Raw genomic sequence first — 12313 nt, 5'->3', positions numbered from 1 at the left:
CCGGGATTCGGGACTGCGAATGGATCTCGATAGGCTGACCACCTACCACGTTGCCGTCAGGCTTCAGGCGCGGCGCGTACGCAAGGAGGATCGAGAACTGATGGCAGGCAACTCGGACCCGCTCACGCCGCGGGCCAAGATCGCCGTGACCGCGGGCAAGGCGGTCGCTGCGGCATCGCGTGCCGCGGGACGCGGCAGCGGTTCGGTGATCGGCGGCCGGGTGGCGCTGAAACTCGACCCCGACCTCCTTGCCCGGCTCGCCCAGAACCTGGACGTCATCCTCGTCTCGGCGACCAACGGCAAGACCACGACCACCCGTCTCATCGCGGAGGCCCTGCGGGCCGCGGGCCCGGTCGTGTCCAACGCGCTCGGCGCGAACATGCCCGCCGGCATCACCTCGGCGCTCGCGGGCGGCTCGGACGCCAAGTACGCCGTGATCGAGGTCGACGAGAAGTACCTCGCCGGTGTCGCCCGCGACACCGCCCCCAAGTGCATCGCGCTGCTCAACCTCTCCCGCGACCAGCTGGACCGCGCCGCCGAGACCCGCATGCTCGCCGAGAACTGGCGCGAGGGACTGGCCGGTTCCAAGGCCGTCGTCATCGCCAACGCCGACGATCCGCTGGTGGTGTGGGCCGCGTCCTCCTCCCCCAACGTGATCTGGGTCGCCGCCGGGCAGATGTGGAAGGACGACGCCTGGTCCTGCCCGTCCTGCGGCGGTGTGATGCAGCGCCCCGGGGACGACTGGTTCTGCGGCGAGTGCGGGTTCCGGCGGCCGACGCCGAGCTGGGCGCTCTCCGGCGACCACGTCCTCGACCCGCACGGCTCCGCCTGGCCGATCCACCTCCAGCTGCCGGGCCGCGCCAACAAGGCCAACGCCGCCTCCTCGGCCGCCGTCGCCGCCGTCTTCGGCGTGCCGCCGCAGGTCGCGCTGGAGCGGATGTACCAGGTGCAGGCGGTCGCCGGACGCTACGACGTGGTCCAGTTCATGCAGCGCGACCTGCGGCTGCTGCTGGCGAAGAATCCGGCGGGCTGGCTGGAGACGTTCAGCCTGATCGATCCGCCGCCCACGCCGGTCATCCTCTCGGTGAACGCGCGCGGCGCCGACGGCACCGACACGTCCTGGCTGTGGGACGTCGACTACACCCGGCTGACCGGCCACCCGATCTTCGTCGTGGGTGACCGCAAGCTGGACCTCGCGGTGCGCCTGGAGGTCGCCAACCAGCACTTCCAGGTGTGCGAGAACGTCGACCAGGCCGTGCAGCTGGCGCCGCCCGGCCGTATCGAGGTCATCGCGAACTACACCGCATTCCAGGACCTGCGCCGCCGCGTCGGCAACTGACCCGAGGAACCTTCACGTGATGAGTGACAACCAACTGCGGGTCGTCTGGATCTACCCGGACCTGCTCAGCACCTACGGCGACCAGGGCAACGTCCTGGTCGTGGAGCGGCGGGCGCGGCAACGCGGGCTCGACGTGGCCCGGCTGGACGTGCGCAGCGACCAGCCGATCCCGACCTCCGGCGACATCTACCTGATCGGCGGCGGTGAGGACCGGCCGCAGCGGCTCGCCGCCGAGCGGCTGCGCCGTGACGGGCACCTGTACCAGGCGGTGCAGAACGGCGCGATCGTGTTCGCGGTGTGCGCCGGCTACCAGATCCTGGGCCACGAGTTCGTCAACGACCTCGGTCAGCGCGAGCCCGGCCTCGGTCTGCTGGACGTCACCACGACCCGCGGTGAGGGCGAGCGGTGCGTCGGCGACGTCCTGGCGGACATCGACCCGCGCCTCGGTCTGCCCTCGCTCACCGGCTTCGAGAACCACCAGGGCATCACCCACCTCGGCCCGACCGCCCGCCCGCTCGCCCGCGTCCAGATCGGCAAGGGCAACGGCACCGGCGACGGCACCGAGGGCGCGTACAACGACACCGTCTTCGGCACCTACATGCACGGTCCGGTGCTGGCCCGCAACCCGCTCATCGCGGACCTGCTGCTGAAGCTGGCGCTCGATGTGAACGCGCTCCCGCCGACCGACGACCGCTGGTACGAGGCCCTGCGCAACGAGCGCATCGCGTCCGCGCAGCAGCCCGCCTAGCAGGCTCTGCGCGGCAGCCCGCGTGACCTGTGTGTTCACCCGATCTTCGGGGTGCCGTCAGCAGCCCGAATGACGGTACGTCCGCACAGGTGAGCAGGCACGTCCAGCAGGCGGACGTGTGCTTCGGCCCCGCCCCCTCCTGCCGCTAGGGTGGCGGGGTTCGAGCCGGACAATGCGGTCCGGATCCGGCCCACGTGGAGAAGGTTGTTCGGGCTATGCGCATTGGTGTCCTCACGTCCGGCGGCGACTGCCCCGGCCTGAACGCCGTCATCCGGTCCGTCGTGCACCGTGCCGTCGTGGACCACGGCGACGAGGTCATCGGCTTCCGGGACGGCTGGAAGGGCCTCCTGGAGTGCGACTACCTCAAGCTCGACCTCGACGCGGTGGGCGGCATCCTCGCCCGCGGCGGCACGATCCTCGGCTCCTCCCGCGTCCAGCCCTCGCAACTGCGGGACGGCGTGGAGCGGGCCCGCGGACACGTCGAGGAACTCGGCCTCGACGCCATCATCCCGATCGGCGGTGAGGGCACCCTCAAGGCGGCCCGGCTGATGTCGGACAGCGGCCTGCCCATCGTCGGCGTGCCGAAGACCATCGACAACGACATCGCCGTCACCGACGTCACCTTCGGCTTCGACACGGCCGTGGGCGTCGCCACCGAGGCGCTCGACCGGCTCAAGACCACCGCCGAGTCCCACCAGCGGGTCCTCGTCGTGGAGGTCATGGGGCGGCACACCGGCTGGATAGCGCTGCACTCCGGCATGGCGGCCGGCGCCCACGCCATCGTCGTACCGGAGCGCCCCTTCGACATCGAGGAGCTGGCCCGGCGGGTCGGCGAGCGGTTCGAGGCGGGGAAGCGGTTCGCGATCGTCGTCGTCGCGGAGGGGGCCAAGCCGGCGCCCGGCTCCATGGCCTTCGACGAGGGCGGCAAGGACATCTACGGGCACGAGCGGTTCGCCGGGATCGCCCGGCAGCTCTCCATCGAGCTGGAGCAGCGGCTCGGCAAGGAGGCCCGGCCGGTGATCCTCGGGCATGTCCAGCGGGGTGGCACGCCCACCGCGTACGACCGGGTGCTCGCCACCCGGTTCGGGTGGCACGCGGTGGAGGCCGTGCACCGGGGCGAGTTCGGGAAGATGACGGCCCTGCGGGGGACGGACATCGTGATGGTGGAACTGGCGGAAGCCGTCGAAACGCTGAAGACGGTGCCCGAGGACCGGTACGCCGAAGCGGAGTGCGTGCTCTAGCCGTCCGGGCTCCCGGTGGGTGCCCCTGTCTCTGCCCCCGGTGACGTGCGTCGCCGGGGGCGGTTCTAGTCTTGGGGCGCAGGAAACGTACAACCCCCCACGAATCAGGAGCCGGCGGATGGATCACAGCGGGCACGGCATGACCATGGATCTGCCGCCGTTCACGCTGGGGCGGGGTCTTCAGTGGTCACCGGACCCGTTCTTCCTCGTCGCCTGTCTGGCCGCGCTCGGGCTGTACGCCTGGGGTGTCGTCCGGCTGCGGCGGCGCGGGGACGCGTGGTCCGCGGGGCGGACGGTGGCGTACGTCACCGGTGTGCTGACGATCATGCTGGTGATGTGCACGAAGCTGAACGACTACGGCATGGTCATGTTCAGCGTGCACATGGTGCAGCACATGGTGATCAGCATGCTGACGCCGATCCTGATCCTGCTCGGCGCCCCGGTCACCCTGGCGCTGCGCGCCCTGCCCACCGCAGGCAAGGGCCGCAAGGGACCGCGTGAGCTGCTGTTGATGCTGCTGCACAGCTGGTACATGCGGATCGTCACACACCCCGCGTTCACCATTCCGCTGTTCATCGCGAGCCTGTACGCGCTGTACTTCACGCCGATCTTCGACTTCCTGATGGGCTCGGGCATCGGGCACGCGGCGATGATGGTGCACTTCCTCGCCGTCGGTGTGGTCTTCTTCTGGCCGATCATGGGCGTGGACCCGGGGCCGAACCGGCCGGGCTACCTGATGCGGATGCTGGAGCTGTTCGCCGGGATGCCGTTCCACGCGTTCTTCGGCATCGCGCTGATGATGGCGTCCACGCCGATGGTGAAGACGTTCGAGAACCCGCCCGCCTCCCTCGGCATCGACGCCCTCGCCGACCAGAACGCGGCCGGCGGTATCGCCTGGGCGTTCAGCGAGATCCCCTCGGTACTGGTACTGATCGCACTGCTGTTCCAGTGGTACCGCTCCGAGCAGCGGCAGGCCAAGCGCCAGGACCGGGCGGCCGACCGGGACGGCGACAAGGAGCTGGAGGCGTACAACGCCTACCTGGCCTCGCTGAGCGGACGCCGTTGAACGGACGATGTCGAGCGTTCGCCGGGGCTGAAGGACCGGAACCAGGGCACCATGGAGGGGGACACACCCTGTGGGGGGTGTGCCGGAGGAGGGTGTCACGATGCCCGGTTCCATGAACGGTTCGGCGGACGGTTCCACGAGGACCATGGGGGTGCTCACCATCGGCGGCCTCGTCGTGGTGACCGCCTACACGGTGGCGCTCGGCAGCAACGGCTGGCTGTGGTTCGGCTGGGTCGTGCTCGGACTGATCACGCTCGCGATGGTCGCCACACGCACGACGTGAGCGACTGAGCGACGTGATCGGCGGGCGGCTCACCCCGGTGTGAGGCGGGCCGCCGAGTGGACGCCCGGCTGGTACTTCGGCAGCCGGGCGCTGATCTTCATGCCCGCTCCCGGCGCGGTCTCGATCACGAGGCCGTGGTCGTCGCCGTACACCTGGCGGAGCCGGTCGTCGACGTTGGACAGCCCGATGCCGCCGGACGGGCTGACCTCGCCGGCCAGGATGCGACGCAGCAGGGCCGGGTCCATGCCCGCGCCGTCGTCCTCGATGACGACCAGGGCCTCGGCGCCGGCGTCCTGCGCGGTGATCTGGATATGGCATTTGTCCGACTTGCCCTCCAGGCCGTGCTTGACGGCGTTCTCCACCAGCGGCTGGAGGCAGAGGAAGGGCAGGGCCACCGGGAGGACCTCCGGGGCTATCTGGAGGGTGACCGAGAGCCGGTCGCCGAAGCGGGCCCGGACCAGCGCCAGATAGTGGTCGATGGCGTGCAGCTCGTCGGCGAGGGTGGTGAAGTCGCCGTGCCTGCGGAACGAGTAGCGGGTGAAGTCGGCGAACTCCAGGAGCAGCTCGCGGGCCCGCTCCGGGTCGGTGCGGACGAACGAGGCGATCACCGCGAGCGAGTTGAAGATGAAGTGCGGGGAGATCTGGGCGCGCAGGGCCTTGATCTCGGCCTCGATGAGGCGGGTGCGCGAGTCGTCGAGGTCGGCCAGCTCCAACTGGACGCTCACCCAGCGGGCCACCTCCCCCGCGGCCCGGACCAGCACGGCCGACTCGCGGGGCGCGCAGACGACGAGGGCGCCGTGCACCCGGTCGTCGACGGTGAGCGGGGTGAGCACGGCCCAGCGGACCGGGCAGTCGGGGGCGTCGCAGGTGAGCGGGAAGGCCTCGCCGCGGCCGGTGTCCAGCGGGCCGGCCAGCCGGGCCATGATCTCCGTACGGTGGTGGGCGCCCACGCCGTCCCAGGCCAGGAGCTGTTCGCGGTCCGTCAGGCAGAGGGCGTCCGTGCCGAGCAGGGTGCGCAGCCGGCCGGCGGACTTGCGGGCCGTCTCCTCGGTGAGGCCGGCCCGCAGCGGTGGGGCGGCGAGGGAGGCGGTGTGCAGGGTCTGGAAGGTGGCGTGCTCGACGGGGGTGCCGAGGTCGCCGAGGCTCTGCGGGCGGGCGGTGCGCCGGCCCAGCCAGAAGCCGACGGCGAGGCAGGGGAGGATCGCGATGCACAGGCCCGCCAGGAAGCCGCTCATGCCTTGACCTCCGCCGCGCGCAGTTCCTCCGGCAGATGGAAGCGGGCCAGGATCGACGCCGTACCGGGCGGGACGCGGCCCGGGGTCGCCAGGGACACCAGGATCATGGTGAGGAAGCCCAGCGGGACCGACCACAGCGCCGGCCAGGCCAGCAGGGCGTGCAGGCCGCCCGTGACGGGCAGGCCCGCCATGGTCGCGGCGACGGCGACGAAGGCCGAGCCGCCGCCCACGAGCATCCCGGCGGCCGCGCCCGGCGGGGTCAGCCGGCGCCACCAGATGCCGAGGACGAGCAGCGGGCAGAACGAGGACGCGGACACCGCGAAGGCGAGTCCCACCGCGTCGGCCACCGGCAGCCCGCCCACCAGCAGGCTCGCGGCGAGCGGTACGGCCATGGCGAGGCCGGTGCCCAGCCGGAAGTGCCGTACGCCGCGGGTGGGCAGGACGTCCTGGGTGAGGACGCCCGCGACGGCCATGGTCAGGCCCGACGCGGTGGACAGGAACGCCGCGAAGGCGCCGCCCGCGACCAGCGCGCCGAGCAGGTCGCCGCCGAGGCCGCCGATCATGCGGTCGGGCAGCAGCAGGACGGCGGCGTCGGCGTCGCCGGTGAGGGCGAGTTCCGGGGCGTAGAGCCGGCCGAGGGCGCCGTAGACGGGCGGCAGCAGGTAGAAGGCGCCGATCAGGCCGAGGACGGCGACGGTGGTGCGGCGGGCGGCGACGCCGTGCGGGCTGGTGTAGAAGCGGACGACGACGTGCGGCAGACCCATCGTGCCGAGGAAGGTGGCGAGGATCAGGCCGTACGTCGCGTACAGGGGGCGTTCCTCGCGGCCCGCGGCGAGGGTGGTGGACATGCCGCCGTTGCTGCCGCGCTCGGCGGTGGGGACGGGGGTGCCAGGGGTGAAGGTGAGGCGCGCGCCCTGTTCGATGCGGTGGGTGCCGGCGGGGAGGCGCAGGGCGGCCTGCTCGTGCCGGTGGCCGTCGACCGTGCCGGTCACCGTCACGGTCAGGGGCCGGTCCAGCTTCAGGTCGAGGGTGGTGTCGACGCGGACGGCCCGCTGGTCACGGAAGGCGGGCGGCTCCTCGAAGACGTGCCGGGGCGCACCGTCGGCCTGCCAGGCGAGGATTAGGAAGAGGGCGGGGACGAGGAGGGCGGTGAGCTTGAGCCAGTACTGGAAGGCCTGCACGAAGGTGATGCTGCGCATGCCGCCGGCGGCGACGGTCGCGGTGACGACGACGGCGACGATCAGTCCGCCGAGGGAGTCGGGCGCCCCGGTCAGCACGGTCAGGGTCAGTCCGGCGCCCTGGAGCTGGGGCAGCAGGTAGAGCCAGCCGACGCCGACGACGAAGGCGCCCGCGAGCCGTCGTACCGCTTGGGAGGCGAGGCGGGCCTCGGCGAAGTCGGGGAGGGTGTAGGCGCCGGAGCGGCGCAGCGGGGCGGCGACGAAGAGGAGCAGGACCAGGTAGCCGGCGGTGTAGCCGACCGGGTACCAGAGCATGTCCGGGCCCTGCACGAGGACCAGTCCGGCGATGCCGAGGAAGGAGGCCGCGGAGAGGTACTCGCCGCTGATGGCGGCCGCGTTGAGGCGGGGGCCGACGGTGCGGGAGGCGACGTAGAAGTCGGAGGTCGTGCGGGAGATGCGCAGGCCGAAGGCGCCGACGAGGACGGTCGCCACGACGACCAGGGCAACCGCGGGGACGGCGAACGTGGAGTTCATCGGTCCTCGACCAGGCGCACGAGGTCGCGTTCGTTGCGTTCGGCGCGGCGGACGTACCAGCGGGCGAGCAGCACCAGCGGGGCGTACAGGCCGAAGCCGAGGACCGCCCATTCCAGGCGGCGGGCGTCCGGCATCGCCGCGAACAGCAGGGGCAGCGGGCCGACCAGGAGGACGAGCACGGCGAACACGGTGAGGGCGGCGCGCAGTTGGGTGCGCATCAGGGAGCGGACGTAGGTGTGGCCGAGGGTGGTCTGCTCGTCGATCTCGGTGCGCGGGCGGTAGTAGCCGGAGGTACGGCGGGTGCGGCGGGGCGGGCCGGTGACGACGACGCGGCGCTCGGCGGGGTCCTGGTGGGGCACCGTCACGGCCTCCTCATCAGCAGGTCCCGCAGTTCGCGGGCGTGGCGGCGGCTGACCTGGAGTTCCTCGCCGCCGACGACGACGCTGACGGTGCCCGCGTCCAGGCGGAGTTCGCCTATGTGGCGCAGGGCGACGAGGTGGCGGCGGTGGATGCGGACGAAGCCGCGGGCGCGCCAGCGCTCCTCCAGGGTGGACAGCGGGATGCGGACGAGGTGGCTGCCGCGGTCGGTGTGCAGGCGGGCGTAGTCGCCCTGGGCCTCCACGTGGGTGATGTCGTCGACGGAGACGAACCGGGTGACCCCGCCCAGCTCGACGGGTATCTGGTCGGGGTCGGGCTCGTGGACGGGGATGCGCGGGGCGGTGCCGCGCAGTTCGGCGGCTCGGCGGACGGCCTCGGCGAGGCGTTCCTTGCGGACCGGTTTGAGGACGTAGTCGACGGCCTTCAGGTCGAAGGCCTGGACGGCGAAGTCCTCGTGGGCGGTGACGAACACGACCAGGGGCGGGCGGGCGAAACCGGTGAGCAGCCGGGCCAGGTCCAGGCCGTCGAGGCCGGGCATCTGTATGTCGAGGAAGACGACGTCGATGGCCTCCGGGCCGTCGGGGCCGGACTCCAGGGCCCTGTTGATCCGGCGCAGCGCCTCCGTCGCGTCACCGGCGCCCTCCACGCTCCCTATCCGGGGATCCGCGGTGAGCAGGTACAGCAGCTCCTCCAGCGAGGGGCGTTCGTCGTCGACGGCGAGGGCGCGCAGCATGAAGGTGGAGTGTAGGGGCGATCCGTACGGCTGGACATGTACCGGGGTGCGGACGTATCCGCTGGATACAGTGCCCGCATGAACAGCGGCCCCGCCCCTTTCGACGAACTCGACCGGAAGATCCTCACCGCGCTGATGGCGAACGCCAGGACGAGCTTCGCCGAGATCGGCACGGCGATCGGGCTGTCGGCGACGGCGGTCAAACGCCGGGTGGACCGGCTGCGGGACAGCGGCGTGATCACCGGGTTCACGGCGACGGTGCAGCCGTCGGCGCTGGGCTGGCGTACGGAGGCGTACGTGGAGGTGTACTGCGAGGGGGCGGCGCCGCCTCGGCGGCTCACGGAGGTGGTGCGCAACCATCCCGAGATCACCGCGGCGATGACGGTGACCGGCGGTGCGGACGCGCTGCTGCATGTGCGGGCGCGGGACGTGGGGCACTTCGAGGAGGTGCTGGAACGCATCCGGGTGGAGCCGTTCATCCGCAAGACGATCAGTGTGATGGTGCTGTCGCACCTGCTGCCGGAGAGCCCGGAGGCGGGCGCGACCCACGCGGCACCCAGCGCCGACCCGGACGACGCAGCAGACATGCGCTGAGCGCGCGAAACACGCAGCATTCCTGCGCGAACACGCAGCCCTTCTTCCTTGTCGGGCGTCGCGGTCGCTTTCTACCGTGGTGTCACCCCAAGTCGACAGCGCAGGAACAGCGGAGGAACCCCTCTGTGACCGTCAGCCGTGTGCCGAGCCTTCGGCGCTTCCTCGTCTGTGAACCCAGACATTTCGCCGTGCAGTACGCGATCAATCCCTGGATGCGTCCCGACTCCCCCGTCGACATCGACCTGGCGCACGAGCAGTGGCAGGCGCTGATCCGCGCCTACCGTGCGCACGGCCACACCGTCGACACCGTCGAGCCCGCCCCCGGGCTGCCCGACATGGTCTTCGCCGCGAACTCCGCGGTCGTCGTCGGGGGCCGCGTCTTCGGCTCCCTCTTCCACGCGCCCGAACGGCGCCCCGAGTCCGGCCACTACGACACGTGGTTCAGGACGGCGGGCTTCGACGTCCACCGGCCGGAGTCCGTCTGCGAGGGCGAGGGCGACCTGGTGTGGACCGGCCGGTACATGCTGGCCGGCACCGGATTCCGTACGACCCGGGAGGCGCACCGGGAGGTGCAGGAGTTCTTCGGGCACCCGGTGGTCAGCCTGACGCTGGTGGACCCGCACTTCTACCACCTGGACACCGCGCTGTTCGTGCTCGACGATCAGAACATCGCGTACTACCCGGAGGCGTTCTCGCCCGGCAGCCGTGAGGTGCTCGCCCGGCTCTACCCGGACGCGGTGCTCGCCACCCGTGACGACGCGATGACGTTCGGGCTGAACTCCGTCTCCGACGGCCGCAACGTCTTCATCGCCCCGCGCGCCGAGGCGCTCGCCGGCCGGCTCGCCGAGCGCGGCTATGTCCCCGTCCCCGTCGACCTCTCCGAGTTCCAGAAGGCCGGCGGTGGCATCAAGTGCTGCACCCAGGAGATCCGTTCATGACCGCACCCGCTCGTACGCGTACGTCCACCGACCTGATCCGGGCCGAGGAGCCCGTCCTCGCGCACAACTACCACCCACTGCCCGTGGTCGTCGCGCGCGCGGAGGGGACGTGGGTGGAGGACGTCGAGGGCCGCCGCTACCTCGACATGCTGGCCGGATACTCGGCGCTGAACTTCGGGCACCGGCACCCGGCGCTGGTCGAGGCCGCGCACCGGCAGCTCGACCGGCTGACGCTCACCTCGCGCGCCTTCCACAACGACCGGCTCGCCGAGTTCGCGGAACGGCTCGCCGCGCTGACCGGGCTCGACATGGTGCTGCCCATGAACACCGGCGCCGAGGCCGTCGAGAGCGCGATCAAGGTGGCCCGCAAGTGGGCCTACGAGGTGAAGGGGGTGCCGGCCGACCGGGCGACGATCGTCGTCGCCGCGGAGAACTTCCACGGCCGTACGACGACGATCGTCAGCTTCTCCACCGACGAGACGGCGCGGGCCGGGTTCGGGCCCTTCACGCCGGGGTTCCGGATCGTGCCGTACAACGACCTCGCGGCGCTGGAGGCGGCTGTCGACGAGACGACCGCGGCCGTCCTGATCGAGCCGATCCAGGGCGAGGCCGGGGTCGTCATCCCGGACGACGGCTACCTGGCCGGGGTGCGGGAACTGACCCGGCGCCGGGGGTGCCTCCTCATCGCCGACGAGATCCAGTCCGGGCTGGGCCGTACCGGCCGGACGCTGGCCGTCGAACACGAGGAGGTCGTGCCCGACGTGCTGCTGCTCGGCAAGGCGCTGGGCGGGGGGATCGTGCCGGTGTCCGCCGTCGTGGCACGGCGGGACGTGCTGGCCGTGCTGCAACCGGGTTCGCACGGGTCGACGTTCGGCGGGAACCCGCTGGCGGCGGCGGTGGGGACGGCGGTGGTGTCGCTCCTGGAGACCGGTGAGTTCCAGGAGCGGGCGGCCACACTCGGGGGTGTCCTGCGGGACGGGCTGACCGGGCTGGTCGGCCGGGGTGTCGTCGGGTTCCGCGCGCGTGGGCTGTGGGCGGGGGTCGACGTGGACCCGGCGATCGGAAGCGGCCGGGAGATCGGGGAACGGCTGCTGGCGGAGGGCGTCCTGGTCAAGGACACCCACGGCTCGACCATCCGGCTGGCCCCGCCCCTGACGATCACGGAGGAGGAGCTGGGGATGGCGCTGGGGGCGTTGGGGAGGGTGTTGGGGGGGTAGGCGAGGGCTCGCGGGGCGGCTCCCTCGCGGGTTCTTCGCCCCCGCCGCCCCTGCCCATTCCCGTCTCCCAGGGGCTCCGCCCCTTCGGCCCCGAGGGCTGCGCCCGGTGGGCGGGAGTGGAGGGGGTGCGGCTGCGCCGCGGGATCGCCTGCGGCGGGCGTGCCGGCTTGGATCGCCGCCCCTCACCTCCGCAGGCGCACCACCCCAGGAGCCCCAACGGCTATGCCCGGTGCGCGGCAGCCCGGCTGCGTGTGGCTGCGCCGTGATGACGGATACGCGCGGCGCACGCCGACGGCAGGCATGCCGACGGGGATCGCCGCCCCTCACCTCCGCAGGCACACCACCCCCAGGAGCCCCAACGGCTATGCCCGGTGCGCGGCAGCCCGGCTGCGTGTGGCTGCGCCGCGATGACGGATACGCGCGGCGCACGCCGACGGCGGGCGTGCCGACGGGGATCGCCGCCCCTCACCTCCGCAGGCACACCACCCCCAGTAACCGGAAGGGCTACGCGGACCGCGCGGCAGCCCGGCTGCGGCGGGATGGGTTGCGCGCGGCGCACGGCTGCGGCGGGAGGGGCAGCGAGGTCGCCTGACCTTCGCCGCTGGGGCTTCGCCCCATCGGCCACGAAGGGCTGCGCCCACTGCGGCGCCATGGGGTTGTGTGCGCACGCCCCCGGCGGGCGTGACACGCGGAAGCCGTTCGGCAATCACCTCGGGAGCGCCGGCCCTTCGGCCCCGCCGGGGCCCGCGCCCCGGCCGTGCGCGCCGTACCCCGCTCTCCGCCGGAGGCAGATGCGCTGCCCCCCACCGGCCGCTCATCGTGGTGTTCC

Annotated in this window: 13 protein-coding genes; 9 read left to right on the top strand and 4 right to left on the bottom strand. The window is 72.2% G+C overall.

Annotation, left to right across the window (positions count from 1 at the left end; translation table 11 throughout):
* Nucleotides 1-100 precede the first annotated feature (100 nt).
* The 5 genes from ACFWJX_RS29555 to ACFWJX_RS29535 all read left to right on the top strand — a co-directional run bounded on the left by ACFWJX_RS29555 (nt 101) and on the right by ACFWJX_RS29535 (nt 4677).
* Nucleotides 101-1339, top strand: coding sequence for a MurT ligase domain-containing protein (locus ACFWJX_RS29555; RefSeq protein WP_383249104.1), 1239 nt, complete (start codon nt 101-103; stop codon nt 1337-1339).
* Nucleotides 1340-1358: 19 nt separating this feature from the next.
* On the top strand, nt 1359-2087 hold the full coding sequence (locus ACFWJX_RS29550) for a type 1 glutamine amidotransferase (RefSeq protein ID WP_073491088.1): 729 nt from the start codon (nt 1359-1361) through the stop codon (nt 2085-2087).
* Nucleotides 2088-2302: 215 nt separating this feature from the next.
* Nucleotides 2303-3328 (top strand): 6-phosphofructokinase, encoded by a 1026-nt coding sequence (locus ACFWJX_RS29545; protein ID WP_086768472.1) that lies wholly within the window; start codon nt 2303-2305, stop codon nt 3326-3328.
* A 118-nt stretch (nt 3329-3446) separates the two neighbouring features.
* On the top strand, nt 3447-4394 hold the full coding sequence (locus ACFWJX_RS29540; RefSeq protein WP_383249101.1) for a cytochrome c oxidase assembly protein: 948 nt from the start codon (nt 3447-3449) through the stop codon (nt 4392-4394).
* A gap of 100 nt (nt 4395-4494) precedes the next feature.
* Entirely contained in the window at nt 4495-4677 is a 183-nt protein-coding gene (locus ACFWJX_RS29535) for a hypothetical protein (protein ID WP_073491145.1), read from the top strand.
* Nucleotides 4678-4706: 29 nt separating this feature from the next.
* Here the strand turns inward: ACFWJX_RS29535 and ACFWJX_RS29530 are convergent, their stop codons facing one another.
* The 4 genes from ACFWJX_RS29530 to ACFWJX_RS29515 are packed head-to-tail and all read right to left on the bottom strand — an operon-like array spanning nt 4707 to nt 8735.
* Complete coding sequence (locus ACFWJX_RS29530; RefSeq protein WP_383249099.1) at nt 4707-5912, bottom strand: sensor histidine kinase; 1206 nt, start codon at nt 5910-5912, stop codon at nt 4707-4709.
* Nucleotides 5909-7624 carry a cation acetate symporter gene (locus ACFWJX_RS29525; protein WP_383249097.1) on the bottom strand — a complete coding sequence of 572 codons (1716 nt, stop codon included), beginning with the start codon at nt 7622-7624 and terminating at the stop codon, nt 5909-5911. The genes ACFWJX_RS29530 and ACFWJX_RS29525 overlap by 4 nt, the downstream gene beginning before the upstream one ends.
* Nucleotides 7621-7989 (bottom strand): hypothetical protein, encoded by a 369-nt coding sequence (locus ACFWJX_RS29520; protein WP_383249095.1) that lies wholly within the window; start codon nt 7987-7989, stop codon nt 7621-7623. The genes ACFWJX_RS29525 and ACFWJX_RS29520 overlap by 4 nt, the downstream gene beginning before the upstream one ends.
* On the bottom strand, nt 7986-8735 hold the full coding sequence (locus ACFWJX_RS29515) for a LytR/AlgR family response regulator transcription factor (RefSeq protein WP_383249093.1): 750 nt from the start codon (nt 8733-8735) through the stop codon (nt 7986-7988). The genes ACFWJX_RS29520 and ACFWJX_RS29515 overlap by 4 nt, the downstream gene beginning before the upstream one ends.
* Nucleotides 8736-8813: 78 nt before the next feature.
* On the opposite strand from ACFWJX_RS29515, the gene ACFWJX_RS29510 reads away from it, so the two are divergent.
* The 4 genes from ACFWJX_RS29510 to ACFWJX_RS29495 all read left to right on the top strand — a co-directional run bounded on the left by ACFWJX_RS29510 (nt 8814) and on the right by ACFWJX_RS29495 (nt 12076).
* Entirely contained in the window at nt 8814-9329 is a 516-nt protein-coding gene (locus ACFWJX_RS29510) for an Lrp/AsnC family transcriptional regulator (RefSeq protein WP_383249091.1), read from the top strand.
* Nucleotides 9330-9454: 125 nt separating this feature from the next.
* Complete coding sequence (gene ddaH, locus ACFWJX_RS29505) at nt 9455-10267, top strand: dimethylargininase (RefSeq protein WP_383249089.1); 813 nt, start codon at nt 9455-9457, stop codon at nt 10265-10267.
* Entirely contained in the window at nt 10264-11484 is a 1221-nt protein-coding gene (gene rocD, locus ACFWJX_RS29500) for an ornithine--oxo-acid transaminase (protein ID WP_383249087.1), read from the top strand. Before ddaH ends, rocD begins: the two co-directional genes overlap by 4 nt.
* Nucleotides 11485-11848: 364 nt before the next feature.
* A complete protein-coding gene (locus ACFWJX_RS29495; RefSeq protein ID WP_383249085.1) occupies nt 11849-12076 on the top strand; it encodes a hypothetical protein in 228 nt (75 codons plus the stop codon).
* Nucleotides 12077-12313: the final 237 nt, after the last annotated feature.

Source organism: Streptomyces sp. NPDC058335, from assembly GCF_042723915.1.
Taxonomy (GTDB): Bacteria; Actinomycetota; Actinomycetes; order Streptomycetales; family Streptomycetaceae; genus Streptomyces.
Note: the sequence above shows the minus strand (reverse complement) of the source record. Positions and strands in the feature narration are given on the sequence as shown.

Excerpts from the sequence above, each read along its gene's own strand:
- ACFWJX_RS29555 (WP_383249104.1), top strand. The coding sequence starts at position 101 with ATGGCAGGCAACTCGGACCCGCTCACGCCGCGGGCCAAGATCGCCGTG.
- ACFWJX_RS29550 (WP_073491088.1), top strand. The coding sequence starts at position 1,359 with ATGAGTGACAACCAACTGCGGGTCGTCTGGATCTACCCGGACCTGCTC.
- ACFWJX_RS29545 (WP_086768472.1), top strand. The coding sequence starts at position 2,303 with ATGCGCATTGGTGTCCTCACGTCCGGCGGCGACTGCCCCGGCCTGAAC.
- ACFWJX_RS29540 (WP_383249101.1), top strand. The coding sequence starts at position 3,447 with ATGGATCACAGCGGGCACGGCATGACCATGGATCTGCCGCCGTTCACG.
- ACFWJX_RS29535 (WP_073491145.1), top strand. The coding sequence starts at position 4,495 with ATGCCCGGTTCCATGAACGGTTCGGCGGACGGTTCCACGAGGACCATG.
- ACFWJX_RS29530 (WP_383249099.1), bottom strand. The coding sequence starts at position 5,912 with ATGAGCGGCTTCCTGGCGGGCCTGTGCATCGCGATCCTCCCCTGCCTC.
- ACFWJX_RS29525 (WP_383249097.1), bottom strand. The coding sequence starts at position 7,624 with ATGAACTCCACGTTCGCCGTCCCCGCGGTTGCCCTGGTCGTCGTGGCG.
- ACFWJX_RS29515 (WP_383249093.1), bottom strand. The coding sequence starts at position 8,735 with ATGCTGCGCGCCCTCGCCGTCGACGACGAACGCCCCTCGCTGGAGGAG.
- ACFWJX_RS29510 (WP_383249091.1), top strand. The coding sequence starts at position 8,814 with ATGAACAGCGGCCCCGCCCCTTTCGACGAACTCGACCGGAAGATCCTC.
- rocD (WP_383249087.1), top strand. The coding sequence starts at position 10,264 with ATGACCGCACCCGCTCGTACGCGTACGTCCACCGACCTGATCCGGGCC.
- ACFWJX_RS29495 (WP_383249085.1), top strand. The coding sequence starts at position 11,849 with ATGCCCGGTGCGCGGCAGCCCGGCTGCGTGTGGCTGCGCCGCGATGAC.